General features: G+C 50.8%; 24 protein-coding genes. 14 read left to right on the top strand and 10 right to left on the bottom strand.

Going from position 1 to position 26,008, the window contains the following annotated elements:
* Positions 1-28 precede the first annotated feature (28 nt).
* Positions 29-1,663 carry a 2-oxoglutarate dehydrogenase complex dihydrolipoyllysine-residue succinyltransferase gene (odhB, locus tag JT719_RS23430; RefSeq protein WP_207436201.1) on the bottom strand — a complete coding sequence of 545 codons (1,635 nt, stop codon included), beginning with the start codon at positions 1,661-1,663 and terminating at the stop codon, positions 29-31.
* Positions 1,664-1,748: 85 nt separating this feature from the next.
* Complete coding sequence (locus JT719_RS23425) at positions 1,749-4,514, bottom strand: 2-oxoglutarate dehydrogenase E1 component (RefSeq protein ID WP_207436200.1); 2,766 nt, start codon at positions 4,512-4,514, stop codon at positions 1,749-1,751.
* Positions 4,515-5,059: 545 nt separating this feature from the next.
* On the opposite strand from JT719_RS23425, the gene JT719_RS23420 reads away from it, so the two are divergent.
* A complete protein-coding gene (locus JT719_RS23420) occupies positions 5,060-5,653 on the top strand; it encodes a DsbA family oxidoreductase (RefSeq protein WP_207436199.1) in 594 nt (197 codons plus the stop codon).
* 56 nt (positions 5,654-5,709) lie between these two features.
* Here JT719_RS23420 and JT719_RS23415 read toward each other — a convergent pair whose 3' ends face one another.
* The gene (locus JT719_RS23415) at positions 5,710-7,323 is read right to left on the bottom strand and encodes a hypothetical protein (RefSeq protein WP_207436198.1); all 1,614 of its coding nucleotides are present in this window, start codon (positions 7,321-7,323) and stop codon (positions 5,710-5,712) included.
* A gap of 192 nt (positions 7,324-7,515) precedes the next feature.
* Here JT719_RS23415 and JT719_RS23410 point away from each other — a divergent pair, with 192 nt between their 5' ends.
* From JT719_RS23410 to JT719_RS23395, 4 genes are all read left to right on the top strand, one after another.
* Positions 7,516-7,788 carry a hypothetical protein gene (locus JT719_RS23410; RefSeq protein WP_207436197.1) on the top strand — a complete coding sequence of 91 codons (273 nt, stop codon included), beginning with the start codon at positions 7,516-7,518 and terminating at the stop codon, positions 7,786-7,788.
* A 121-nt stretch (positions 7,789-7,909) separates the two neighbouring features.
* Complete coding sequence (locus tag JT719_RS23405) at positions 7,910-8,173, top strand: hypothetical protein (RefSeq protein ID WP_207436196.1); 264 nt, start codon at positions 7,910-7,912, stop codon at positions 8,171-8,173.
* Positions 8,174-8,310: 137 nt separating this feature from the next.
* On the top strand, positions 8,311-9,285 hold the full coding sequence (locus tag JT719_RS23400; RefSeq protein WP_207436195.1) for a c-type cytochrome: 975 nt from the start codon (positions 8,311-8,313) through the stop codon (positions 9,283-9,285).
* Positions 9,286-9,476: 191 nt separating this feature from the next.
* Positions 9,477-9,956 (top strand): very short patch repair endonuclease, encoded by a 480-nt coding sequence (locus JT719_RS23395; protein WP_207436194.1) that lies wholly within the window; start codon positions 9,477-9,479, stop codon positions 9,954-9,956.
* A 150-nt stretch (positions 9,957-10,106) separates the two neighbouring features.
* Here the strand turns inward: JT719_RS23395 and JT719_RS23390 are convergent, their stop codons facing one another.
* Entirely contained in the window at positions 10,107-10,661 is a 555-nt protein-coding gene (locus JT719_RS23390) for a hypothetical protein (protein ID WP_207436193.1), read from the bottom strand.
* Between the two features lie 274 nt (positions 10,662-10,935).
* On the opposite strand from JT719_RS23390, the gene JT719_RS23385 reads away from it, so the two are divergent.
* Positions 10,936-14,490, top strand: a complete 3,555-nt coding sequence (locus tag JT719_RS23385) for a BamA/TamA family outer membrane protein (RefSeq protein ID WP_207436192.1) — start codon at positions 10,936-10,938, stop codon at positions 14,488-14,490.
* A gap of 89 nt (positions 14,491-14,579) precedes the next feature.
* On the opposite strand, the gene JT719_RS23380 is transcribed toward JT719_RS23385, so the two are convergent.
* Positions 14,580-14,840: a hypothetical protein gene (locus JT719_RS23380; RefSeq protein WP_207436191.1), complete on the bottom strand. Its 261-nt coding sequence runs from the start codon at positions 14,838-14,840 to the stop codon at positions 14,580-14,582.
* 262 nt (positions 14,841-15,102) lie between these two features.
* On the opposite strand from JT719_RS23380, the gene JT719_RS23375 reads away from it, so the two are divergent.
* Both JT719_RS23375 and JT719_RS23370 read left to right on the top strand, forming a co-directional pair.
* Positions 15,103-15,348 (top strand): hypothetical protein, encoded by a 246-nt coding sequence (locus JT719_RS23375; RefSeq protein WP_207436190.1) that lies wholly within the window; start codon positions 15,103-15,105, stop codon positions 15,346-15,348.
* Positions 15,349-15,372: 24 nt separating this feature from the next.
* Complete coding sequence (locus tag JT719_RS23370) at positions 15,373-16,467, top strand: MBL fold metallo-hydrolase (protein ID WP_242693441.1); 1,095 nt, start codon at positions 15,373-15,375, stop codon at positions 16,465-16,467.
* A gap of 127 nt (positions 16,468-16,594) precedes the next feature.
* On the opposite strand, the gene JT719_RS23365 is transcribed toward JT719_RS23370, so the two are convergent.
* Together JT719_RS23365 and JT719_RS23360 are read right to left on the bottom strand one after the other, a co-directional pair.
* Positions 16,595-17,296, bottom strand: a complete 702-nt coding sequence (locus tag JT719_RS23365) for a PRC-barrel domain-containing protein (protein WP_207436189.1) — start codon at positions 17,294-17,296, stop codon at positions 16,595-16,597.
* Between the two features lie 24 nt (positions 17,297-17,320).
* A complete protein-coding gene (locus JT719_RS23360; protein WP_207436188.1) occupies positions 17,321-17,515 on the bottom strand; it encodes a hypothetical protein in 195 nt (64 codons plus the stop codon).
* A gap of 403 nt (positions 17,516-17,918) precedes the next feature.
* On the opposite strand from JT719_RS23360, the gene JT719_RS23355 reads away from it, so the two are divergent.
* The gene (locus tag JT719_RS23355) at positions 17,919-18,641 is read left to right on the top strand and encodes a beta propeller repeat protein (protein WP_207436187.1); all 723 of its coding nucleotides are present in this window, start codon (positions 17,919-17,921) and stop codon (positions 18,639-18,641) included.
* A 57-nt stretch (positions 18,642-18,698) separates the two neighbouring features.
* Here the strand turns inward: JT719_RS23355 and JT719_RS23350 are convergent, their stop codons facing one another.
* Positions 18,699-19,703 carry a hypothetical protein gene (locus JT719_RS23350; protein ID WP_207436186.1) on the bottom strand — a complete coding sequence of 335 codons (1,005 nt, stop codon included), beginning with the start codon at positions 19,701-19,703 and terminating at the stop codon, positions 18,699-18,701.
* Positions 19,704-19,861: 158 nt separating this feature from the next.
* On the opposite strand from JT719_RS23350, the gene JT719_RS23345 reads away from it, so the two are divergent.
* The 3 genes from JT719_RS23345 to JT719_RS23335 all read left to right on the top strand — a co-directional run bounded on the left by JT719_RS23345 (position 19,862) and on the right by JT719_RS23335 (position 22,373).
* Complete coding sequence (locus tag JT719_RS23345; RefSeq protein WP_242693440.1) at positions 19,862-20,572, top strand: SIMPL domain-containing protein; 711 nt, start codon at positions 19,862-19,864, stop codon at positions 20,570-20,572.
* Between the two features lie 234 nt (positions 20,573-20,806).
* Positions 20,807-21,955: a ribonuclease D gene (locus JT719_RS23340; RefSeq protein ID WP_207436185.1), complete on the top strand. Its 1,149-nt coding sequence runs from the start codon at positions 20,807-20,809 to the stop codon at positions 21,953-21,955.
* 31 nt (positions 21,956-21,986) lie between these two features.
* A complete protein-coding gene (locus JT719_RS23335) occupies positions 21,987-22,373 on the top strand; it encodes a DUF6960 family protein (RefSeq protein ID WP_207436184.1) in 387 nt (128 codons plus the stop codon).
* Between the two features lie 60 nt (positions 22,374-22,433).
* On the opposite strand, the gene JT719_RS23330 is transcribed toward JT719_RS23335, so the two are convergent.
* Positions 22,434-23,309 carry a manganese catalase family protein gene (locus tag JT719_RS23330; protein WP_207436183.1) on the bottom strand — a complete coding sequence of 292 codons (876 nt, stop codon included), beginning with the start codon at positions 23,307-23,309 and terminating at the stop codon, positions 22,434-22,436.
* Positions 23,310-23,838: 529 nt separating this feature from the next.
* On the opposite strand from JT719_RS23330, the gene JT719_RS23325 reads away from it, so the two are divergent.
* Together JT719_RS23325 and JT719_RS23320 are read left to right on the top strand one after the other, a co-directional pair.
* The gene (locus JT719_RS23325) at positions 23,839-24,060 is read left to right on the top strand and encodes a hypothetical protein (RefSeq protein WP_207436182.1); all 222 of its coding nucleotides are present in this window, start codon (positions 23,839-23,841) and stop codon (positions 24,058-24,060) included.
* A gap of 187 nt (positions 24,061-24,247) precedes the next feature.
* On the top strand, positions 24,248-24,700 hold the full coding sequence (locus JT719_RS23320; RefSeq protein WP_207436181.1) for a hypothetical protein: 453 nt from the start codon (positions 24,248-24,250) through the stop codon (positions 24,698-24,700).
* Here the strand turns inward: JT719_RS23320 and JT719_RS23315 are convergent.
* Positions 24,697-25,953, bottom strand: coding sequence for an NAD(P)-dependent oxidoreductase (locus tag JT719_RS23315; protein WP_207436180.1), 1,257 nt, complete (start codon positions 25,951-25,953; stop codon positions 24,697-24,699). The genes JT719_RS23320 and JT719_RS23315 overlap by 4 nt on opposite strands.
* Positions 25,954-26,008 lie beyond the last annotated feature (55 nt).

The raw sequence follows: 26,008 nt of genomic DNA, 5'->3' as shown, positions 1-26,008 counted from the left end.
TTTCTAGGAAACACGCCTAAAACACGAGTTAGACTCCGAGTAATAAACGCATTGGATCTTCCAGCAACTCTTTCACGCGTACCAGGAAGCTCACTGACTCACGACCGTCAATGATGCGGTGATCGTAAGACAAGGCCAGGTACATCATCGGGCGGATTTCCACTTGGTTGTTGATAGCCACCGGACGGTTCACGATGTTGTGCATCCCCAGGATAGCCGATTGCGGCGCGTTGATGATGGGCGTTGACATCATAGACCCAAACACCCCACCGTTGGTGATGGTGAACGTGCCACCGGTCATCTCATCAATGCCCAGTTTGTTCTCACGGGCACGCTTGGCCAGACGAACAACCTCTTTCTCGATACCATCCAGGCTCAGGCCTTCGGCGTTGCGAATCACCGGCACCACCAGACCTTTAGGCGCAGAAACGGCAATGGAAACGTCGCAGAAATCGTTGTACACGATCTCGCCCCCGTCAATCTGGGCGTTTACCGCTGGCCACTCTTGCAGAGCTACGGTACAAGCCTTCACGAAGAACGACATGAAACCTAAGCCTACTTCGTGCTTCTCTTTGAACTTGTCTTTGTATTTGGCCCGGATGTCCATGATCGGTTTCATGTCTACCTCGTTGAAGGTAGTCAACATGGCCGTTTCATTTTTCACCGCTACCAGACGGCGGGCAACTGTCTTGCGCAAGCTGCTCATTTTCTCGCGGCGGCTGTTGCGTGAACCCGCAGCGGCCGGAGCCGGAGCCGCAGATTCTTTGGCAGCAGGTGCGGCAGGAGCGGCAGCAGGCTGAGGCGCCGGACGAGCCTGGGCGTTCTGGGCATCTTCTTTGGTAATGCGACCATCACGGCCTGTACCAGCTACGGCAGCAGCATCAAGTCCTTTCTCAGCCAGGATTTTACCAGCCGCCGGAGATGGCGTACCGCTGGCATAGGTAGTAGCCCCTGAAGTTGCAGCAGTGGCAGCTTGAGCAGGCTGGGCCGATGGAGCAGTAGTTTGCGGAGCCGGAGAAGTAACCACGCCAGAACCAGCACCTACTTCAATGCGGCAGATGGTAGCGCCAATCTCTACGGTGTCACCTTCCTGGGCAACAATGCGCAGTACACCGGCAGCCTCGGCAGGCAATTCAAACGTAGCTTTGTCAGACTCCAGTTCACACAGCACTTCGTCCATGGCCACCTGGTCTCCGTCAGACTTCAGCCACTTAGAGATCGTTACCTCAGTGATAGACTCGCCCACCGTTGGGATTTTCACCTCCAGGGTCTGGCCAGTACCGCCACCCGTGGTAGCCTGGTTCTGCGTGCCGTGGCTAGGAGTATGCTCCGCGGCAATAGTGCTCTGCGGATCTGTCACACTTTTATTTTCAGTAAGGGTGTGTTGCGTAGAAACAGTGGTTGGCTGAGGAGCAGAAGCACCTTGGCCAGCACCGTCAATGGTACAGATTACCTCTCCAATTGGAATGGTATCACCTTCCTGGGCTTTGATTCTAAGAATACCAGCGGCTTCAGCGGGCAATTCAAAGGTAGCTTTATCTGACTCCAGCTCGCAGATCACCTCATCCATGGCAACCTGATCGCCGTCTTGTTTCAACCATTTCGCGATGGTCACTTCCGTGATGGATTCCCCAACCACTGGTACTTTTACTTCTAAGCTCATATCTTCTTTTTGGCTTAAGATGATCACTTAAGTGTTTTGGTCCTGTTTTCTGGAAAACAGGACCAAAACAACTCTTTATCTTTAATTAGATGCTGAATGCTTTTTCAACCACCGCGCGCTGCTCTTTCTGGTGGATTTTGTTGTAACCGGTAGCCGGAGATGAGCTTGGCTTACGGGATACCACATCATCAATGTTTTTGCGCATTACGCTCAGGATGTAGGTCCAGGCACCCATGTTATAAGGCTCTTCCTGTACCCAGATGATTTGTGCCTCTGGATATTTCTCCAGCTCACGCACCAACTGTACTTCTGGGAACGGATGCAGCTGCTCCAGACGGATGATGGCTACATCTTTGCGGTTGGTTTTCTGCTGCTCTTCCAGCAGGTCATAGTATACTTTACCAGTACACAACAACACTTTGGTTACGGCTTTCGCATCTGCGTACGCATCGCCAATCACCTCCTGGAAAGATCCCTGGGCGAAGTCTTCAATTGGCGACATCACGTTCTGGTGACGCAGCATAGACTTTGGCGACATGTGGATACATGGCTTGCGGTACGGTGTAGCCAACTGACGGCGCAGCATATGGAAGAAGTTAGCCGGGGTGGTGCACTGGGTCACGTACATGTTGTATTCAGCGGCCAACTGCAGGAAGCGCTCCGGACGGGCATTGGAGTGCTCTGGTCCCTGGCCTTCGTAGCCGTGCGGCAACAACATCACCAGACCATTCATGCGCTGCCACTTAGATTCAGTAGACGAGATGAACTGGTCAATCATCACCTGTGAACCGTTGGCAAAGTCACCGAACTGCGCTTCCCAGATCACTAGGGCGTTCGGGTTAGCCATGGCATAACCGAACTCAAAGCCCAACACGCCATACTCAGAAAGCAGGGAGTTGTAGATCTGCAACTGCTGCTGGTTTTCCTGGATGTGGTTCAGGTTGGTGTAAGCCGCGTTGGTATTTGCATCACGCAACACCGCGTGGCGATGCGAGAAAGTACCACGGCGCACATCCTGTCCGCTCATGCGCACAATCTTGTTTTCCAACAGAATGGAACCGTACGCCAGCAATTCAGCTGAGGCCCAGTTCAACGCACGGTTGTTGAAGAACATATCCTGGCGCTCTTTGATGAGCTTCTCAATCTGCTTCAGCGGCTTGAAGTTCTCTGGCAATGAAGCCAAGGCTTTTCCTACTTTCTCAATAGCCTCTACCGGAATACCGGTTTCTGGCGACTGGTGGAAATCCTCTGGCTTAGAACGGCGCAGTTCCTGCCACTCTTTCTCCAGAACCTGGTAATTGTAAGGCAGTGGCTCTTGTTTTACCATGTCCAGACGCTCTTGTAGCATCTGACGGAACTGCTGATCCATCTCATCGGCTAACTTAGCGTCTACCTCACCGCGGCTCACCAATGATTTGTTGTAAATCTCGCGTGGGTTAGGGTGCTTAGAGATGAGGTTGTACAACTGAGGCTGAGTGAACTTAGGCTCATCTGCCTCGTTGTGGCCATGGCGGCGATAGCACACCATGTCAATGAAGATATCATTGTGGAACCGCTGACGGTACTCAGTAGCCAGGCGTACGGCAAACACTACTGCTTCCGGATCATCACCGTTCACGTGCAGCACCGGCGCGTCAATGATCTTCGCTAAATCAGTGCTGTAGATAGAAGAACGGGCGTCTTCAAAGTCAGTTGTGAAGCCTACCTGGTTGTTGATCACGAAGTGGATAGTACCACCGGTGCTGTAACCTTCCAGTTTGGCCATCTGGGTAACCTCGTAGCCAATACCCTGACCTGCTACCGCGGCATCACCGTGGATGAGAATAGGCAGGATCTTATTGGTGTCACGGCCATACATGGAATCCAGTTTGGCGCGCACAAAACCTTCTACCACCGGGTTCACCGCCTCTAAGTGCGATGGGTTTGGAGCCAGTTTCAGGTTGATTTTGTGTCCATATGGTGTGTCAATCTCGCTGGAGAAGCCCATGTGGTATTTTACGTCACCATCGCCCATGGTCAGGTCTGGCACGGCAGTTCCCTCAAATTCAGAGAAGATCTGCTCATAGGTTTTCCCCATGATGTTGGCCAGCACGTTCAAACGACCGCGGTGCGCCATCCCAATCACTACTTCCTGAACGCCAAGCTCAGCACCTTTGTCAATGATGGCATCCAAAGCTGGAATAGTAGTTTCGCCACCTTCCAGAGAGAAGCGTTTCTGCCCCAAAAATTTGGTGTGCAGGAAGTTCTCAAACACTACTGCCTCGTTCAGTTTAGACAGAATGCGTTTTTTATATTCAACGGAAGGATTAAAGCTTACTGATTCGCTTTCTGCTTTCTGCTTGAACCACTCCAGCACCTCTGGGTCGCGGATGTACATGTACTCAAACCCGATGGTGCCTTCGTACACCTTCTTAAGGGTGGCTACAATGTCGCGCAGAGTGGCTGTGCCTAAACCAAGCTCAGAGCCGCTCTGGAATTTAGTGTCCAGATCAGCCTCAGAAAGCCCGAAGTCTTTCAGGTCTAAAAGCGCTTTACGGTCTTTGCGTGGACGCACCGGGTTGGTGTTGGAACGCAGGTGACCGCGTGAGCGGTAGGCGTAAATAAGGTTTCTAACCTGGATTTCTTTTTCTACCTCGCCGGCAGAAGCACCGGGGGTAGCGCCAGGGGTTGTGGCTGGCTTTGCAGCTGTAGTTGCTTCGCCGTTTTCGCTGGGGTAGTTCTGGGAGAAATCAAACCCCTCAAAGAATTTCTGCCAACCAAAATCCACCGAGCCTGGATCTTGCTGATACTGCTTGTACAGTTCATCAATATATGCTCCGTGTGCGTTGGCTATATATGAGTATTTATCCATAAAAATTGATAGTACTTTCCTAAATCGCGGCAAATTATAAAATCATCCTCATACTACATAACCTAAAATTCGCATAAGCAAATATGCTTTCTCCATTAACAAATTGTTACTGGTTTTCAGGGCACATCTGCTTTGGTACGATAATTTCATCTATGAGGTACGTGAAAAATTCTGATTTTGGCGAAATTATAGATTATTAGATTAGAGCCAAATCTTTCTTATAAACTCCGCATTTAAAGCTTTATTTTGTTTGCTTTCTTTCCAATATTCAATTTTTATAACGCGTAAGTACCTGATAAAGGAGTTTTCAACAAAAGAATCTAATTGAGTTTCTTGCCTCCTTCTCAGGAAATTCTCCTGAACCGGTTTTTGCCGTATTTGCTGTAAACACCCCAAAAACAATAGTCAGGACTGCAGAGAACAGAGCTTTAAAAGCATAGTCAGAATTTAGTTAATGTAGTGGGCTGCCCAAGGCTGAATTTCTCCAATACAGAACATCTTTTCCTAGCCAAGCAGAGTACAAAGAAGAAAAACAGCTACCTGGTATGGCTAAAATCAAGGTTTACTCAGACTATGTTTGCCCTTACTGCTTTTTAGCAGAAGAAGAAGTGCTCAAAGCCGAAAGAATTCTGGGCAAGGAAGTAGAAGTAGAATGGATGCCCTTTGAGCTTAGGCCTGCCCCTACCCCAACGTTGCGCCCGGAAGAAGATTACCTGCAGACTACCTGGGCAAACTCAGTATATCCCATGGCAGAGGAACTGGGCGTGCAAATACAACTCCCAACCGTTTCCCCGCAGCCGTACACGCATCTGGCGTTTGAGGGGTACCAGTTTGCGAAAGAGCAGGGCAAAGGACACGCCTATAATCACCGTATGTTTACCGCCTTCTTTCAGGAAAGTCAGGACATTGGAGACATAGAAGTACTGACAAAATTAGCCGCAGAGATAGGGTTAGACGCAGAGGCGTTCAGAGAAGCGTTGACATCGCGCCGGTACAAAGCGGCCCATGAAGCAGCGCTCAGATACGCCACCGAAGAAGTGAGGGTAACCGCCGTGCCTACCATGGTCATTGGCGATCATGCCATCAGGGGCATGTTGCGGGCTCAGGACCTGGTAAGAGTTTTGCAAAGTCTTGCCTAGCTCAGCGGCAACCGCTGTTTTAAGGCAGTTTATCTAAAACCAGGTCAAAAACAGCCTTACCTGATTCTGAAGCGCACAAAGGAAGGCACGTCAGAGGCGGAACTGGCCAACTGGGCATCGGTGATGGGGCCGGGCTGTATTTTTGTGCCATCTGTTTCATCTACGACCACGGTCTTTTTGCGCCAGCCGTCTACGTTTGATTTGTCAATCACTAAATCGGTTCCGGTACCACCGTAGACATACACATACGAGCCTTTGTTGACGCTTCCTTTCACATCAAAGATATCGTCTCCGTTGAGGCCGTATAGGTTGAGCCGCTCGGTTTCGGTAGCAAAGAACGTGCGGCTGTAGACCTTGGCCCCGTTCACGTTTCCGGTTCCTAACCGGTAGACTTCTACCACCGTTCGCCCCTGGGAAAGACGCTGCACCACAAACCGCTCGGGTTCATCAGAGCCTACCACTGCCACTTCCTTAGCCAGGATCTGGTAATATTCTTCGGCTACCTGCACCAACTGCTGCCGTCTGCTTCTCAACTTCTGAAAGGTTTCTTCTCCCACCAGTTGGTACACCGGCGGCGGCAAACGCCTGGCGGCCACCCGCAAGACAGAGTCAGACAGTTTTACCTGCATCTCGCGGGCCAGTCTCCTGAAATCAATCAACGTTACTTCAGAAAGGGCTCTGGCATCCAGGAAGGCGGCGTTGATGGTGAGGCCGTAGACATCTTTGAAGTTGGCGTGGAAAGATTCAAACTTACGGGCGGCAAACTTGCGGGTAGCCAGCCAGGGAATCAGGCCATCATCATACAAACAAAGGGCTTGGTCGCGGTCTTTGGGAACGGGTTTGTACCAGACTTCTTTCCCCTGCGGATATACGGCCCAGTCCCATTGCCCCTCATGCCGGTCCCAATCACTGACCAACATATCCAGAAGACGGGCCCGGGCGAATGCCCATTGGTCTATGCGGTGCCGGCTGGATTTGAACCGACGCACAAGCATCTCTTCTGTGTCTACCAGATCTGTGGCCGGCCCAAACTCTTTGGTGAGCGATGCCTTGGAAGTGAACTTCTCCTCCATGAGGAAAAGCTTATTCCCGAAAATGCCGGAGTATTGCCTGAAGTCTTTGTCTGAGGGCAGCACGTACACCAGCTCGGGGTTGGGGTGAAAGATACCGGCAGCTTGCGCCAATGGTTCCACCACCAGGGCCGCGTACGGATTAGTGGCAGAAACCTGATCCCGCACAAAAGAGCCCACAAAGGTCTTGCGCCAGAAAGCAGGAAGCACACTTACCGGGTCTTTGTCCAGTGAACGCAACGCAAACAGGCGGCCCTGGGCATCTGTGAGGGTAAGGCTGGTGGTTTGCATACCGCCGCCAAGTTTTTCAATAGAGAGCCCGCCCCTTGCCTCGCCCATATGGAACACCTTGGCTTTTACCGGCACCGCCCAGATCTTGCGGTAGTGTTCTCCCAGAAAGAACTCACCAGCTTTACTTATCTGGTAGTGAGGGCCGGCACTGGCCAGCACGCTGTCCTGGGGGTTCTTCAGCAGGCTGGGGCCATTTACATAAGAAGGAATGGACTTGTCCTGGTCAGAGCCGTTTCGGGTAAAAAAGAAGCTCACCAGTCCGTACAGGAACAGTACTCCCAGCAGTGCCAGTAAAATCCTTCTCTTCATGTAAGCGTAGTCTGTAGAGTTCAGCTTTACCTCAAAAAGACGCCAAAGGTTAGCCGGTCTGGCATAACCAGGCACTTCTCTTTACGGAAAACCGCAGGAAAAACTCTACCTTTAAGCCATGTGAGCATGAGTTAACCTTGCAGAGGCGCCATGCGTTAAATTATTCTACCCAACCTAAATTCAATAGTTATTATGGCAAACAGTGCTACCTACACCGGAATCACCCCAGACTTGTACAACTCTCTTAAAGGCAAACTGAGCGCGGCTGGTATTGAGCTGGCGGGCGATAAAGGACGGGTTTCCAAGCAGGGCGTAACCGCTGACTATGCATACGAAGCAGCTTCCCAAACACTGCAGATCAACAACGTACAAGTAAGCTTTCCGGCCAGTATGATGTTCAGCCCAGAGAAAATAATCCAGAAGATAAACGAGGCTGTGCGTGGCGCAGGCGGGCAGGTAGCCTAACTTGTAAAAAAAGCGTGACCTAACCGGCTGCGTTTGCGTATAAAAATCCCGATCCTGTCTCTTAAGGCAGAGCGGGATTTTTTTATGTAAGAACTTAACCATCTCTAGAGACACAACTACTATGGAACAACCACAGAATCCCTCTACCCAGCTAATACAGCCAAAAGACTTTGCCAGAACCGTAGAGTCTATTGTGCATGTGTATCAAGGCAACCACGATGTGCTACCAGATCTGTTATCAGACGCAGGTAGAATGTTATTGAAGGTAAGACAGAAAATGACCCCGGTACAGCTGGTACTTTCTGTTGCGGCAGTGGCTATTGGGGCCATTGTATTGGTGTCTTCCAGCAGCAATCATTTCAGCGAAGCCGAAGAAGTGAGATAACCCTCTTTTTCGCTTAAGCCAAAAAGCCCCGCTTATACTACTAAGCGGGGCTTTTTGTTTCTATCACCCAAGGTTTTTTTATGATTTTTAGTAAAATTTTTACAAATTCATAGAAGTCATTAACTGCTGAGTGATAAATGAGAAAAGCCAGAAAATTCCTGTTAGCAGGCGGAATTGGACTGCTGGTAATAGTTCTATCTGCCTTGGCGTACGTGAAGGTAGCCTTACCTAACGTAGGCGAAGCCCCGGAAATCAAGATTACCAGCAATGAAAGCCAGATAGCCCGCGGCAGATACCTGGCCCATAATGTAATGGTGTGCATTGACTGTCACTCAGAGCGTGATTGGACAAAATTCGCTGGTCCGCCCAAGGACGGAACCTGGGGCAAGGGTGGAGAGGAGTTCAACAAGAACATGGGATTCCCGGGTACCTTCTTCGCCCGCAACATCACGCCCGCCGGCATCAGCGACTGGACCGACGGTGAACTTTTCAGAGCCATTACCTCTGGGGTAGACAAAGACGGCAAGGCCCTGTTCCCGGTGATGCCCCACCACCTGTACGGCCAGTTAGCCAAAGAAGACATAGAAGCGGTAATCTCTTACATCCGTACGTTGCCCGCCATTGAAAACGACATTCCAGATTCCCGGCCAGAGTTTCCCATGAACTTTATTCTGAACACGATGCCCAGGAAAGCAAACCTGCAGCCAATGCCCGCCAAAACAGAGACAGTGCTGTACGGCAAGTACCTGGTAACCGCGGCGGCTTGCGGCGAGTGTCACTCCCCTAAAGAAAAAGGCCAGAACATACCTGGCAGAGAATTCTCCGGCGGAATGGAGTTCGCGATGCCGGCTGGCACTTTACGGTCTGCCAACATCACCCCAGACAAAGAAACAGGAATTGGAAACTGGACCAAAGAAGCCTTTGTGAATCGGTTTAAACAGTACGCAGATTCAGCGTATCATTCCCCAACACTGGCCAAGGGAGACTTCAACACCATTATGCCCTGGATGATGTACGCGGGCATGGAACGCGAAGACCTGGAGGCCATCTATGCCTACTTGCAGGAGCTTCCGGCCATTCACCACAAAGTCACCCGTTTCAGCAAAAATTAACAAGAGGCAGTCACGTTACTTTCTTCTTACCGGAGCCGTTTTACAGCTGTTTTCCAAAAAACAGCTGTAAAACGGCTCCTTCCTTTTCATCTCATTCCTGTTCGCCGCAAAGCCTCTCTGCCGTAAAGAAAGAAGCCATGGGGAGGCACTCTCCTGAGGCGAATTCTGTTTTCTTTGCACACGCTAGCTGTATGCCGAAGAAAAAGAAGAAGTATGTTGCCGCTGATGCTGCTCCGCTCACTGCCCAGGAACGGATAAGCCGGTACATGCGTGGAAACAAAGCCAAGCACACCCAACCAGAACTTCTGCTGCGGCGGGCGCTCTGGCAAAACGGTTTACGCGGTTATCGGCTACACTGGAAGCAGGCTTCGGGCAAGCCGGATGTGTGTTATCCTGGTCGCAGGCTGGCCATTTTCATTCATGGGTGTTTCTGGCACCGGTGTCCGCACTGTTTACCAGCCATGCCCAAAACCAACCTTCCTTTCTGGACAGAGAAATTCACCCGTAACCAGGAAAGAGATAGCCGGCACCGTGAAAAGCTGAAAGCTGCCGGGTGGCAGGTGCTGGTCATTTGGGCCTGTCAACTGCAGAACGATCTGGAGGGCTGTCTTTTCACCATCAGGTCTCTGCACCAAGGCGTTCCCGAAAGTTACTGGCTGGAGGCTGCCTAACTTCTTCTCATCCTTTTTCTGAAACCCCAGACCAGCTTTGTTTTTGGGCTGTTTCCTGAAAAACAGCTCTGAAACAGCAACGCTCCTTTCGTATTCTGTGAGGTATGCAAAAGAGTAGCGAGCCGGTAAATGGAAGGATCTTCTGTTCCCTTACTGGTTCCAGGTCACCGGCAGGCCTAATTTTCTAGCAGCATACCCGGCAGCGGAGGCATGAAGCTTAGGCAGCACCTGGTTTACTTCGTCCTCAAACTCCACGTGCAGGTCTTCGTGTAGTTTAGACAGTTTTTGCAATGCTTCTTCGGCGCGTTTGGCCAGGAAAAGGCCCAGCGCCTCAGTAGCACCGGTAAGTTCCTGTAAGAATTGCTGCTGGTGCCGCAACACTTCCCTAAGCAGCAACAGCAGCAGGCTAATTTCTCCGTAGACATCAGTGGTGACTTTGGCATGGTTGCTCAGAAGCGGACACAGCTGCCGCAAAGCAGAAAGCAAGTCATTGGCATTGTAGTAGAAGCCCTGGGCACTGCTCTGGATGCGGTCCCGTAAGGCTTCCCGTCTGGTCTCCAATCCTTCGGGGCCCTCCAACAACTCAAAGGCCAATTGCTCCTGCAGCAACTGGTTAGGCGTGAGTAACTGTAGCAAGAGTTTGTCTTTGCGGGCAGAAGGCAAGGCTAAGATGGCTTTCCGGAGGTCTTTGTCTAAAGCGGGCATAAAATGGTTCTTCTGAAAGCAGAACAAACAAAACGGGCTGTCTATTCCTTTAGGCGGGCAATTCTCCCTGTTTTATCTCTAAAAGTACTGGTTCATCTCCCCTAAGGCGCAAAAGCAGTATTTGTCCTAACCTTCAACTGCCAAAACTGCGTAAATAGCCGCAAACGTGCCTGGATATCCTCAGCTTTTCCATGCAAAGTTCAAACTGTTTTAAGCCTGCTTTCTTCTAAAGATGCTTAAAACAAAAGAACAGCCAGCACCTTAACACATGAATATGAAAGACTTTTTACCCTACAGGGTAATCCTTCTCCAACTCTGCGTTTGGGCTTTGAGCCCCATCATAGCATGGGCGCAACTGCCCTCGCTTCCGTCTGGTTCTCCTTCTTACACGGTACTGTTAGCCGGCAGATGGTCGCCAGGTCAGAATACAGCCGCGCCCCTGCCTCTCCTGCAAAACCAGTTAAGACAAGCCGGAGACAAGAGCGCCCTTGTTTTTGTGGGCAACCCTTTTCAGCCCGCCACTTTGCCCAGCGTATCTGCCCCCAACCGCAAAGAACTGGAGGCCCGGTTACAGCAACAGCTTACATACCTGCAAGGCTACAAAGGAAAGATCATTCTCATGCCCGGCGAGCACGATGCCAAGGGCCGTATAGTGCAGGAAGTAAGAAACCAGGAGCGGTTCATAGCCCAGTACCTGCAAAACGAAAAACTGGTACTGCCAGAAAACCATTGCCCCGGCCCTGCTGAAGTGCCCCTCACCGATGACGTGCACCTGCTCCTCATGGACACACAGTGGCTGATGCCCAACCGCCGGATTGATGAGGAAGAAGAACAGCGTGGTTGCGCCACTACCGGCGGTACCGCTACGCTGGCGGCCTTAGACGATGTTCTCCGCAGTAATGAAGAGAAAAACCTGCTGGTGGTGATGACCATTTCTCCGGAGATGAAAAAACTGGAGCATCAGCTCATGCACCGTCAGCTTGCCACCATGTACTCCCAGCACAAAGGCCTGGTACACGCAGAAGGCAACTCTTCGGCGCTGGAGCATCGCATGCAGGACAGCATCCACTACATCACCACCGGGGTGGGCATGGACAAATCAAATATCCATAAAGATGCCGCTCAGCTTTTCTCCCAGGCCTCTGCGGGCTTTGCCAAACTGCTTTATTTCCCCAACGGCGAAACCTGGCTGGAGATCTGGACCGCCCCAGATACCAACAGCGGCCAGGGACAGGTAGCTCACCGGGCACTGCTTTCCCGCAAACTAACCCAAAAACAGATAGAGGCGCAGGTCAAAAAAATGAACCTGAACTTCTCGGGGCAAAGAGCCACGCTGCCCGCCAGCATAGTGTATAAAGCCAGCGGTTTCCGGGAATGGCTATTGGGCGAAAACTACCGGCCAGAATGGAGCACGCCGGTTACCTTGCCAGTTTTTGACATTGGAACCCAAAAAGGAGGTCTGAAAGTAGTGCAGCGCGGTGGTGGTTTCCAGACTGTATCGCTTAGGTTAGAAGACAGCACCGGCCGCCAGTACGTGTTGCGTTCTGTGGAGAAATACCCAGATGCGGCCCTGCCCCGGATTCTGCGCCAGACCATTGCCGCCGATGTGGTGAAAGACCAAATCTCGGCCTCGCATCCGTACGGTGCCTTGGTAGTGCCTAAGCTAGCCGATGCCGTGGGCGTGTACCACACCAATCCGCAGTACTTCGTCATTCCAGACGATCCGCGCTTTGGCAAATACCTGAAAGGCTTCGCCAACACCATAGGCATGTTTGAAGAGCGCCCTGATGAGGATGTTTCTGACATCGCCAGCTTTGGGAACTCAGAGAACGTGGTGGGCACAGACAAAGTATTGGAGAACACCCTGGAAGACCAGAACGATGTGGTAGACCAGCGCAGCCTCCTACGCGCCCGCCTGCTAGACTTCTTCATTGCCGACTGGGACCGCCACGATGACCAATGGCGGTGGGCCGAGTTCAAGAAAGAAGGCAAAGGCAAACTCTACAGACCTATCCCCCGCGACCGTGACCAGGCTTTCTTCGTGAACCAGGGCGTGATTCCTAACATTGCCAGCCGGCGCTGGATTTTGCCCAAGGTGCAAGGGTTTGACGAGAGCCTGCGCGACATAAAAGGCTTCAACTTCAATAACCGCTATTTTGACCGCTACTTCCTCACCAAACTGGAACGCGCTGATTGGATTGCCATGGCAGACAGCGTGCGGGCTCTCCTCACCGATGATGCCATTGACGAAGCCGTGCGCCAGCTCCCGCCCGAGATCCAGAAGCTTTCCGGAGCCCGTCTGGCCAACACGCTCAAAGCGCGCCGGGCGTACATCAGGCGCGATGCCGAGGATTACTATGAGTTCCTGGCCCAGAAAGTAGACGTAGTAGGCACAGACCTGGACGAGCGCTTTGAAGTACAGCGCGAGCCCGGCGGGTCTACCCTTGTCACCGTCTACAAAAAGCAAGGCGACTCTCCGGAAGCCGAACTATACCGCCGCCGTTTTTTGCCGGAAGACACCCGCGAAATCAGGTTGTACGGTCTGGGCGGAGCCGATCAGTTTAAGGTAGAGGGCAAAGCAACAGACGGTATTCGCCTCCGCATTATTGGTGGCGATGGCCAGGATGTCATCACTGACAGTTCCAGCGTGTTGGGCTTACGCCGCTTCACCTACGTGTACGATGCTCCCAACGGGGCCAAGCTGCAGTTAGGTCCAGAAGCCCGTAATTTTACCCGTAAGCGGCCTACAGTACAGTATGATCGTCGGGGCTTCCGGTACAACTACCTAGGTCCTTTGGCTACCATTGGCTTCAACCGTGACGATGGTTTCATCCTAGGCGGTGGTGCGCTCCTGAAAACCCAGGGCTTCCAGAAAGAGCCGTATGGCATGATGCAGCGCCTGGTAGCCAGCTACGCCTTCAACACCCAATCGTTCATGGTAGACTATGCCGCGCACTTTCCGCAACTGCGTTTAGGCTTGGACCTGAAAGTGAACGTGAGCTGGAAGAGCCCGGGTTATTCAGAGAACTTCTTTGGGCTGGGCAATGAAACGGCCTATAACCCAGACATAGACATTGATTATTGGCGGTTCCGGTCAACCCAGTTCTACGCCAATGTTCTGGCCGGAAGAAAGCTGAGCGATTATGAAACCATCTTTGTGGGACCGGCTTACCAGACCGTGAACGTGGAGCGCACCCCGGGCAGATTCCTGTCTGAGCAGGTAGACGCAACCGACCGCGTACCCGATTTGTTTGAGCCGCACGCTTACGCCGGCGCCAGACTGGAATACGTGCTAGACTCCCGCGATTTACCGGCCTTACCTGCCAAAGGGGTGTACTGGCAAGTGGCCGCTGATCTGTTAAAAGGCACCAACCGGGTCTCAGAAGATGTGGCGCGGGTGCACTCGCAGTTTGCCATTTACCAGACACTGCGCATCCCGTTGAAACTAACGCTGGCTACCCGTTTTGGGGGCGGCCACACGTTTGGGAATGATTTTGAGTTCTTCCAGGCGCAGATGCTGGATGGGCCAACCATGCTGCGGGGCTACCGCCGGAACCGCTTTAGTGGGCAAAGCACCCTGTACAACAACACAGAGGCTCGACTGCGGCTGTTCAGCTTTACCACATACCTTTTCCCGGCCTCTATCGGGGTGTTCGGGTTCCATGACATTGGCCGGGTTTGGGTAGATAATGAAGACTCCAAGAAGTGGCACCGAAGCCACGGCGGAGGCATCTGGCTCTCGCCTTTGAACCAGATTGTGATCTCGGTTGGCTTTGCCGCCTCACAGGAAGAAAACCAGTTCCTGCTCAGAGGTGGGTTCCAATTCTAAGGCATAATTCCCGTAAAACAGAAAGGGCTGGCCACATGGCCAGCCCTTTCTGTTTTGAAGCCCTTTTCAGGAAAAGAGCCCTAAAACACTTAGTTTAAGAAGATGGAGAACAGCTCAAATCGGTTAGAGGAAAAGCTCCAGTGTGATGGGGACGGATGAATCTCTTCACCCGCTGCATCAATAATGGTCACGGCCATTCCTTCTTCCTGGTTAAGGGGTTCTGTGAAATGTTTCACGGTATACACATGCCCTTCTTCAATCCATTCTTCTGGTTCAAAGTTTGGCAGAGTGGCATCAATGCACTTGGCGTACACCGCCATATAGCTAGGTGGATAGATCAGATTTACCATGTCTTATAAACTGTAAACAGGTGAGAAAAATTCCGGCGGCCCATGAGTCTTACTTCCTCCCTCATTTCCAGACTTCCTCAGTCAGATCCCATGTTGCTGCCGTTCAATAGCATGACTATAATACGCACCAATTCTGACTTTTGCAACTGGGCCGGGCAGAAATTATGACCCGAAAGGCACCCTCTTTTTCCCGATGTGCGTACAAACACAAGCCGGAAAGACCGGTATACACTTGTTTTTACACCAAAACTCATAACAAATCATGGAACAGGATAATAAATACAACGAGAAGGAGAAGTTGCCAAATGGCACCCAAGCGGCTGATGAACTGAAAAAAACTTCTGAAGAACCAGGCGGAGAAGCCAACGGAAACGCCAGTTTCCAGCAAGGCGGCCAGCAACCTGGTAACAGCCAGGGTGGCCAGGGTGGCAAATCCACTGACGGCGAACAAAACTCCCGTCATGACTCCGGAGATGAAATGAGCGTATTTGGCCGTCTGGATAGTTAGTCTAACCAAAGGCTGGGATAACTTATGCAAGATCAGATAAGCAACATCCTGCGGCAGAAGCAACACTCCTGCTTTCCGGTGGCACAAGGTGTCATGGGCATGGAAATTGTTTTCGTGAACCTGTACTACGTGGAGAACCCAGACAAATCCTGGGTTCTGATTGACGCAGGGTTGTATGGCTCCGCCGACCGCATCAGAAAAGCCGCCGAGGACAAGTTTGGCAAAGGCAATCCGCCTAAAGCCATCCTGCTCACGCACGGCCACTTTGACCACGTGGGCGCGCTGCAGACCCTGGCAGACATCTGGCAAGTTCCGGTGTATGCCCATCCGCTGGAGTTGCCTTATCTGACCGGTTTGTCCAGTTATCCACCACCAGATTCAAGCGTGGGCGGCGGCGGCATGGCGTATCTCTCGTTCATGTACCCTAAGAAGCCTATCACTTTCCGGGGACGGTTAGAGACACTTCCCGCCGATGGCTCCGTGCCGTTCATGCCCGAATGGAAATGGCTGGAAACCCCGGGGCACTCTCCGGGCCACGTTTCTTTCTTTAGGGAGCATGACCAGGTTCTCATTGTGGGCGATGCCTTTGTGACCCGTAAACCTGAATCTGCGTTGGCCGTGCTGACCCAGAAACAGGAAGTATGCGGTCCGCCGGCATATTTCACGCCAGACTGGGAAGCAGCCCGGGCCTCGGTGCAGAAGCTAGCCGATCTGAAACCGGCTATTGCCGCCAGCGGCCATGGTTTGCCCATGCACGGCCCTGATCTTAGACAAGGCTTAAATGACCTGGCCCGGCTGTTTGACCAATTGGCTATTCCCAGCAAAGGGCGTTATGTGCCAGAGCCAGCCGTTACAAATACCAGTGGGGTGGTGCAGCTTCCGCCCAACGTGAGCAACACTGTGCCCAAAGTCTTGGCCACTGCTGGTTTAGTGGCGTTGGCAGGCCTGGCTACCTATGCGCTCACCAAAAAACGGAAAAGCCGGACCAACTCCCGCATCAGGCGTACGTGGCCGGGCTACGGAGGTAATGCCATGCATCGTTCCTCTTACGGATCAGTATCACAGGACCATGCCTCTTTCTCAACAGACCCAGAGAATGCCACCAACAATTATCCGTGATCGGGTTGAATAAACCCCAAAAGAGAAGGGCGAGTCTTAAGACTCGCCCTTCTCTTTTGGATTCAATTGCAATCTCTGTTTTAGGGCTGTTTTCCTGTAATCAGCCCTAAAACAGAGATTGGCACTCTTATAATCCTATTGCCTTACGCTTGAGGGCCACAAACTCATCATGGGTAATGGTTCCTTGCTCCAGCATTTGGCGCAGACGCTCAATGGTGGCAATGTCTTCATGTACAGGGTTCCCGTTGTCAAACCCGGCAGAAGAAGCGGTCGCCTGCATATGGCTCTGGTCCTGCCTATGCTGTTGCCGTTTGTGGTAGAACCGGTCTTCGTCAAAATGCTCGCGGTTATAGAAATCTGCGTTGGGAGCCGTCATGCCTGCACCTGTGCCTGTGTTAACAGAGGTAGACTGCATGGTTTGTGCGGTTTGCGGCTCACTTGGGCTGGTGACCGCATGCATAACGCGGTACTCATACTCAGCATCTACGGCGCCGCCGCGGTAGAATGGTACCCGGGCCAGTGCGGCCTGGTCCATGCTCACAAATACCTGGTCGCTGTCATCATCTAACTGGGCAGCCCCAATGGGCACCAGGATATGGCGGGCATCGGTGTCGGGCAGAACGCGGTTTTTATCCACATCCACATCCAGGTAACGGACCTTCATTAACTCACGGTCCACAATCAGATCATCTACTTTGCCTATGCGCTGGCCGTCTGAGCCAATCACTTCCCATCCTCTGACGTCTAAGTCTCTGGTGGATACTTTAAAATCCTTTAGGTCATGGAGGGGTGCCAACCTGGGCATCCCGTCGTTTGCATGATATGCCATTGTTTTAAGGGTTAAGGTTCCAGATCAGACAGACATAAAAACAGGAGCGATAGGCATGACCATGCCCGCAGGAACTCCGGTGTCGGTGTTCATGGTGTCTCCGTCTTGGGTTTCAAAGAAGTACTTGTACACCAGCCAGCCTACTACCAGCAATATAAGCAGCACTATAATCCAGCCCCAGCTGGACCGCTTTTTGGGTTCAATGTTTATTTCAGCCATAGTTTTATTTTGGTTAGATCAATCCGGCTATACCGTATAATTGCGTACGAAGCAATTTAAGAGAGGTTTATTATCAGCCATTTATGAAGAGCCGCATGAAGAAGATAGCCTGTCTGATGCACCAGAACTATGTGGCCGGAGTACCTCCACGTTCTATTCCCAGACAAAACCAGGCAGCCAGAAAAGAAAGGCGATTATGAGTTGTGCCCGGAACTGACTGATCTGTTCTGTTTATACCCTTTTTTCTAAAAACCAGGTAAAAATCGGGCTTTCCTCAGACTGCTAAACCCAGGGCAGACAACTGGTGAATGTTAAGTTTTTGTAACATTAACTTCCTCGGCATCAAACGCTTCAGAAATCTGCTTACTTTTAGGAAATAGCGGCAAAACCTACATCCTTTCCTATGAAAAAGTTATGTACTCTGCTCACAGGCTTCCTTTTTCTGCTTTCCTGCACAAAAGAAGATCCTGTCTCAGAATTAAAGGTTGAGGATGAGGATTGGCTGAAATTAGAAATACCCAACGGGCGAGAGGCCTATGCCATAGCAGGCGATATAGACAACGTTCTGTTGGTTTCTACCTGGACCAAAGCCTACTACACAGCAGACAAAGGCAAAACCTGGCAGGAGGCCCATGACTTTAGCGGCCCCGTTCCTGGCTTGTTTGCGCGCAATGACACAATATTTGCATTGAAAGTCACTAGTAATGATGCCCAGGGCCAGAAATATGCCACGTTAGGGCAATTCTTTACCCCTGATTTTGGCAAAACATGGCACCGGTATTATACCATCTACAGAGGAGATGCCCTTCATTCCCTGCACCCTATCGGGATTGCCCGGTCTTCTGGGGGTGTAACTTATAGAATCAAGGAGAACACTACCCCGGTTTCTGCCGGGTCTGCTACTTCCTACCTCAATCCGTCTGAGATCATCAGAGAAGACAATGCCGTTCAGAAAGCCGTGCGGTTTCCCTTTAAGCACATCATCAACAATCTACATGTAGATGGGAATGACCGGCTGTACGTAGCGGCCTCTGGAGGCGAGTACCTTGCAGAAAAAAATACGTTCAGATGCTGCGCCCCAGAAATGCCGGCCATTATCTATGTCTCTAAGAAACCACTGCCATAGCGGTGCCTTGTTTACTTCTTCCCCCTGGAAGAACCTGGACATTTGTACCTGCCTGCCTTATTTCTCCTGCCCCGGAATCTTGGGAAACTCAATGAACTCGCCTTCCGGGGAAAAGAGCATGCTCATAGGCTCCTGCGGATCACGGAGGATGTCTTCCTGAGTGATTCCCCATTTGGCCCAAACCGTGGCCAGTAGTTTAGCATAGGCGCTGTGTTGCCACGGGTTGAAGATCACGTTGGTGACATCATCAATGAGCGTGTCAACCACCAGGTGATCGTCCTGCGGTTTAACGGGGCGCACCAGGTAATCTGGGATCACGTTGAGCAGATAAGCCGCGTAGAACACCCGGGCACTGAACTCTGCGGCCTGAATAGGCTGCAACTGCTTATGTTCTATCACTTCCCATACCCGTCGCATGGCGTCTTTGATCATGGCGTTATCCAGCAGGCAGCAAACAATGAGCGCGTTGTCTAACCGAAGGCTGAACATCATGGTAGACAGTTCATCGCGGAACTCAAAGCGGGAAGGCTCCGCCGAGGCATCCACGTCTATGACAAAGATGGAAGCGGGCAGAAAATCCGGGAACTCCATGGGCACCCGTATAGACTGCAGCACCCTAAAGAACGACTGGAACTTCAGCAGCATTTTGGGCTGCTCACTTACGGCGTACTCTGGTCGCACCAAGGGGTTCTGCTCTTTGATAAGCTCCGTGATCAAGGTGCCGTAAAACATCTTGCCCAGCCACTGGAAAAGCAGTTTCTGGTCTAAAGCTCGCAAACCGGACACGCCCTGCTCTACCGCGGCCTTTACTTTTTCTTCCAGTGGCTCAAGGTGCTGGGTCTGGCAATTGGCGCAACACGGAATTGTAAGGTCCTGGTAGGTGACCACGCTTTGGTCCAAAAGCCTGAGTGGTTCATGGGCAAAGCCGTACTTTTCCATGAGCCAGGCCGGGAAGATGGTTATCTGCTGATTTTCAGGAATAGTGGTGCCACAGGAAAAACAGATGTGGTTGCCAAAACGCATTCCGTCAAACGGATCAAAGATGCTTAGTTGCTGTTGCATAAAGATAAAAGGGAGGTAACCCTACCAAACTGCAAAGATACACACCGCACCAGCTTTCAGAGCAATCTTGCACCGGTACCACGCGTTAAACCTACACTAGTACAATACGGCATGGTACTTGTACTTACTCTGGCACTACTAACCCTTTGAAAAAAGCTATGAAAACTGTCCTCACTTTTGCCTTTGCGCTTATGTTCACCTTCTTCTCTTCTAGCGGCCATGCCCAACAAAGTTCTTTGCCTCCTTTGGTAAGCACCTCTGGAGTGGGCGAGATTAAAGTACAACCAGACCAGGTTACGTTCATGACCGGCGTGGAGATCAGGGAAAAGACCCTGGAAGAAGCACGCCGGGTAGCCGACCAAAGAACCGCTGCTTTGCTGAGTTTCCTGAAGAAAAACGGAGTAGAAGACAAGCACGTACAAACCGCTTATCTTTCCCTCCAGCCCGTCTATACCGGTGAGTACGGCCAAACCACGCCGCAGTTCTACCTGGCTACCCGTTCCATCTCCGTTACCCTTACCAAGCCAGAAAAGTTTGATGAACTCATGTCTAGTCTTTACAAGGCCGGTGCCAACCGGGTAGACGGCATCAGCTACCAGAGCTCGCAGTTGAAGAAATACCAGGAAGAAGCTCGTAAGAAGGCCGTGCAGGAAGCCCGTCAGAAAGCCGTGTCCCTTGCTTCTGAACTGGGCGCGAAAGTAGGCAGACCTTACCAGATCAACGAGGGCGGCCACAGCTCTCCCGGTCCGGTTATGTACAAAACGGCCATGCGGGAGTCAATGGCTATGGATGGCGCAGGAGGTCCAACCTTATCGCTTGGGGAGATCATCATCACCTCAGTAGTGGAAGTAAGCTTTTTACTGGAGTAGAGGTAAACCCACCCTCCGCTTCTACTTAAATACTTGAAAACGAGGCGTAAACAGACAGGCTTTTGCAAATAAAGCCCTCTGTTTACGCCTCTTCTTTGTTGGCATTGGAGCTTACGGATGCCCATCTTTCGCCATTTTAGACCTGTTTTTGCGAAAACCGGCTATAAACGGCAACACGCGGCCTCGGTTACGCGTCAACCAACTATCCTGTTTTTTGGATACATTTGGAAGATTATGAAGGAACCTGCATTTATTCTGGAGGGACGACCTGTGCACGTGGTGGAAACCGCCGAAGCATTGCAAGAGGCCGTTGACCATTTAGCCCAGCAGCCAGAACTAGCCTTAGACCTGGAGTTTGACCAGCATCATTATACCTACGGCTTCACGCTTTGCCTGATCCAGATATCAGACGGCAACACTTGTTTTTTGATTGATCCTTTTCCGTTGGATGACCTGCAACCCCTGTGGGATGTGCTGGAGAATCCGGCTATCACTAAAATTTTTCACCACGCCAACAATGACCTGATGCTTTTGAGCATGCTGGGGTGCCAGGTCCGGAATTTGGTAGACACGGCGGTGGCGGCCAAAATCCTCAATTACGCCAAAGCGGCCTTAGGCACATTGCTGGAGGAAGAACTGGGCCTCAGGTTGGATAAGTCTCAGCAAATGAGCAACTGGACCCAACGCCCCTTGTCTAAACGGCAGCTGGAATATGCCGCCCTAGATGTCTTGTACCTGCACCAGTTGAAAAACACCATGGTGGCCAAAGTACAGGAACTGGGGCGTATGCACTGGCTGGAGGAAGAAGACCAGTTACTGGAATCCATCACCTTTGTGCAGCAGGAAGATCCGCACCTGAAAATCAAGTTTCCGCAACGGCTTACGCTGCTGCAGCAGTTCGTCTTGAAACCGGTGTATGATTTCCGGGATCAATTGGCGCAGAAATGGAACATTCCGGCCGGGCAAGTGATCAACACCAATGCTTTGATGCAGCTGCTCATAGACCCGGAGCAAGGCATTAACGGCTGGCTGTACCACACCAAGGGTATCAATGGACGGTTGCAGCAAGACCGCTACGAGGAGCAACTGCAACGCATTGTGAATGGCTCGCTTAAAGAAGCTAAGAAGCGCCAGATCCCTAACAGGCTGCCCCCAAATCCTTTCCCCCCCCGGTTAAAGACCCCGGAAACGGAAGCCCGGCGAGAGAAACTTTGCACCGTTCAACGGGCATTGATTGACCGATACGGGGCGTACGCCACCCCTATGCTCCTGGACCAAAGCACCATTACCCATTATAGCCAGACCGGAGAACTGGTGATCACTAAAAAATACGCGCGCGAGATAGTGGAGGCAACGGCCCAGGAACTACAGATTGCGCTTTAACTTATAAGCAGGCGGAAAGAAGAGAGGAAATATGCCTAAGAAAAGTCTTGAATTTGGTTTATACAACTGGTTTCCGGGGTACGGATACGCACCTATCCACCCGGCTAACCGAAGAGAATTTGAATTACTGGAACCTCACAACAAGGTGTTTGAGAAAATTGGGGAAGTAAACGGATGGCTGTTGCTGCGGTACTCAGACGAAGAGTTCAAAGTACGCCCAGACCTGTTCACGTCCATCCAGTGGCTGCCTTTCACCTTTGGCGAATGGGTACGGCCTGGAGACCAACCCAGCGGTCCAGTAGCCGAGGTCACCGACATTTACTGGAGCGTGCCCGATGATGCTCCTTTCTTTGCCTTAAAGCAGGGGAAAAGGCGTTTAGATGGCTTATACCGCCTAGACCAACTGCGCCCGGCTTAAGCAAATAAGAAGGCCTTCCTTATTGCAAGGAAGGCCTTCTTATTTGATGAATGCTTTCTCTTAAAGGGCATCCTTGATCTTATTGATGATACCACCGCCAGACGAACCGGTCATTTGCTCTACCTGGGCGTGTGCTTGCGGCAATGGTGGACCTAACACAGGTTCATCACCCAGAGGAGCGCCAGGCACCATCTGGAAGTGACTCTTACCATCCATAGACGGGCCACTTGACCAGCGACCAGCCGCCATGTCATCTTTGTAGATGTTAGTGGTCACAAAGGAATAAGCAAACTCCTGTACCTCCTGGTCTTGCGGGAAGCTGTTAGGAATCGGAAGCGCATTATTCAGGCCGCCTAGTTCCTCCAACACTGCCAGCCATTGGTTCTGGTGCATGGTGTCACGGGCAATCAGGAAAGACAGCATGTCTTTCATGCCCGGGTCATCGGTAGCTTCCCAGAGACGGGTAGCCAAAACCCTGCCGGTAGTTTCTGCCATTACGTTGGCGTACATATCAGCGGCTAAGTTGTTGCTACTCACAACCCAGGAACCGTTGAAAGGCACTCCGTTGGCATCTGCGGCCATGGCACCTAAACCCGCCGACAGGAAGTGCCTGGGGTCCATACCACCCATTACCTGCTCCACAATTGGGTTAGCACCTACTATCTCATCTTTCAACGAGGCAGAGGCTCCCTCCAGGTTTAGAGCTACGGCAGTGGCCAGCATTTCAATATGGCTTATTTCCTCGGTTCCTGTTTCCAGAAGCAAATGCTTGTACTTCACCGGACCCCGACTGTTCCACGCCTGGAACAAGTATTGCAAACAAACTCTCATCTCCCCTTCAATTCCACCAATAGCCTGTTGCAACAAGCGTGCAAACTGTGGATTCGGCTTGTCAACTCGTACTCTGTACTGAAGTTTACGATCGTGATAAAACATGGGCTTTTAGGTTAATTGAACAATCAATTTTTACCCATACTAAACGACTATATTATTATTATGGACAACTTATTTCAAAATAAAAATTATTTAAATCCAATTATATTCAAATATAAAACTCTCTCTATCTTTTTGATAATGAGCTAAAAACTTAGTCGTGTAAAGAAATAAACCTTATATTTAACATAATTAATAAAAATAATTCAAAGGAAAATTCCTGCCTATTTCATCAGAATTAACTCTACAATTTAGGTGCCTCATTTAAGTCTACTTTCAAAAATTTGAGTCAAAAACATCACCACTCATTTACCTCAACCCAAAGCATCTTCTTAGAACGAAGATCACATTTTTTTATACTATACTTGAATTCACTCAAACTATAAATACAAATAATCATAAATATTTATACAATATCACCATAAGGATATTCCATCCCACTGAGCACCAGAAATCTCAGAGCACCTATGTGGCATGACCAAATACTTATATCTTCCGTATAGTATCCCTGATGAACCAAAATACCACGACTATGAAAAAAGCAACCAGCATACTGGCTGTAGCCGCTCTGGCATTAGCCTTCGGATTCTCTTCCTGTGAATCAAAAACCGCTCAAAACGTAGAAAATGCAGCAGAATCGGCTACTGAAGAAGTGAAGGCCGAGGCAGATTCTGCATTAACCGGAACCGACACCATTCAGGTGAAAGATGAACCGGTAGAAGACGGTGTAGCCGACAAGGTGGAGAACCAATAGAAATTCTTCTATATTCTTTTGCAATAAACCCGCTCCCTGAAACTCAGTATTTTAGGAGCGGGTTTTTATTTGTCAATTCTACACGTATAAAATTATTCAATTTTTTTTTGACATAATGATATAACTATTTCATAAGGTTCTATATTTGTAACCCCGTTCCTCAACTTACTTTAAACCCCCTGGACTTGTGCAGTTAACTTGTCAGACCTTGCCGTATACTAATGTTTATGTAGACAACACCCTACGTGTAGTTCATGTAGAATACGAAGGATTTGTGCCCAGCAGTGTCTATAGGAAAACCATTTTGTGGGTCTTAGAGCTCATCAAAACCAGCAACTTAGAGGCGTGCGTCTATGACATCCGCAAACTGAAAAGCCTGCAGCCGCAAGACCAGGATTGGCTTATTGATGAGATTTTGCCCATGCTCAAGAAAACGCCTATGCGCAAGCTAGCCGTGCTGGAATCTAAAAGCGAACTGGGGCAGTTGAACCTGAGCCAATTGGTCTACTACACCCCCTTCTCTTTTGAGCTCCAGTACTTTGAAGACGCGGAATCTGCGTTGGAATGGATAAAACAATCCCAAACCGCAGATAACCTGTCTGCTACTTCCAGAAAAATAGAATCAATGCCTTTGGCTTAACAAAGCTTCTCCAGCTTAGGAGCATTCTCGGTGGTCACCGCCGGGCAGGCGTAATCTTCCAGATAGCGGTACTTGTCACACAGCTGGCCTCCTTTGGTGATGGTGGCATTCTTCAGCACACCTTCTTTGTCTCCGTTGAACAAGTGTGGCAAAATCTTATCAATGATCTGCCGGCCAAAATCACGGGAGGCGTTCCGGGGCAACTCGCAGGGCAGATTGTCCACGGCCATGATGGTGATGTTCTTCTCAGAGCTATAGGGTTCTTCCAGTTGATCGGTCCAGGGGTTGTAGTCAAAGGCCGGCTCCGCGATGGTAGACACCCGCTTGGTGCACGGGATGGAGCCGTTCACATCGCAGGTAATATCGGCAATGGTGTTGATCTTGAAATCAGGGCGCTGCATGTCTTCCCGGGTGAACAGCACGGGTGCCGCCGGGTTCCAGTAGGCGCAGGCCATGAGCAGATCGGTCACGCGGGAGAATTTATGGAAGGTAGACTTATATAACTGCGGATTCTGGTAGAAGTCATTGGAATCCCACACCTCCACATCGGGCCGCACGTGGTAGTGCGAGGACCGTATCTGGGTGAACACCGGCTCAGAAAACTCTTTATACAGGTAGTCAAACACGCTCACTTCTTTCAGGCCCATGCGGGCCAGCACTTCCATGGCACCCTGGGTTACCCTTCCGCCGCCGGTTACCGCTATCTTAATGTTGGGCAGATTCTTCACTTTAAAGAACTCCTCCAGCATGTCTTCCATGTCCTGGCACTGGTGGGCCGGTTTCAGGTAAAAGAGGTTCCATTTGCGGCCGTAGGTCAGCAGGCCATTATAAGCACCCACAATCCCTGCCCATCGGCCAAAGGCCACTTCCCGCTCGCCTTTGGCGTTGGTAATGGTCTCGTAATCAATGAGCGTGATCTTTTTCTCCAGAATGGCTTGCAGCAGCTTCTGATTATGGGCTTGTTTTTTGATGGTATGGGAAAAGAAGAAATACGTCTTGCTGGGGATTAACTGGTCAACGGGCACTTCTTTCACGCCAAAGAGCACATCGCAGTCAGAGAGGTCCTCCTGCAGCGGAATGCCTAAATCAGTATACTCCTTGTCTGTGAAGCAGCGGATGGGGCTGGGCTGCACCACCAGTTCTATCTGCAGAAATGTCTGCTGCACCTCCAGGCACTTTTTGGGAGTGAGCGGCACCCGTTTGTCTACCGGTATCTTTCCTTCGCGCAGGACACCAATTTTTAACTTTTCCATAGCGGATGATCTTAGAGCGTAAATCCTGTTTCAAGGCCGTTTTCCCAAAAACACA

The sequence above is a fragment of the Sabulibacter ruber genome, from assembly GCF_017355955.1.
In the GTDB taxonomy this organism is placed as follows: domain Bacteria; phylum Bacteroidota; class Bacteroidia; order Cytophagales; family Hymenobacteraceae; genus Nibribacter; species Nibribacter ruber_A.
Note: the sequence above shows the minus strand (reverse complement) of the source record. Positions and strands in the feature narration are given on the sequence as shown.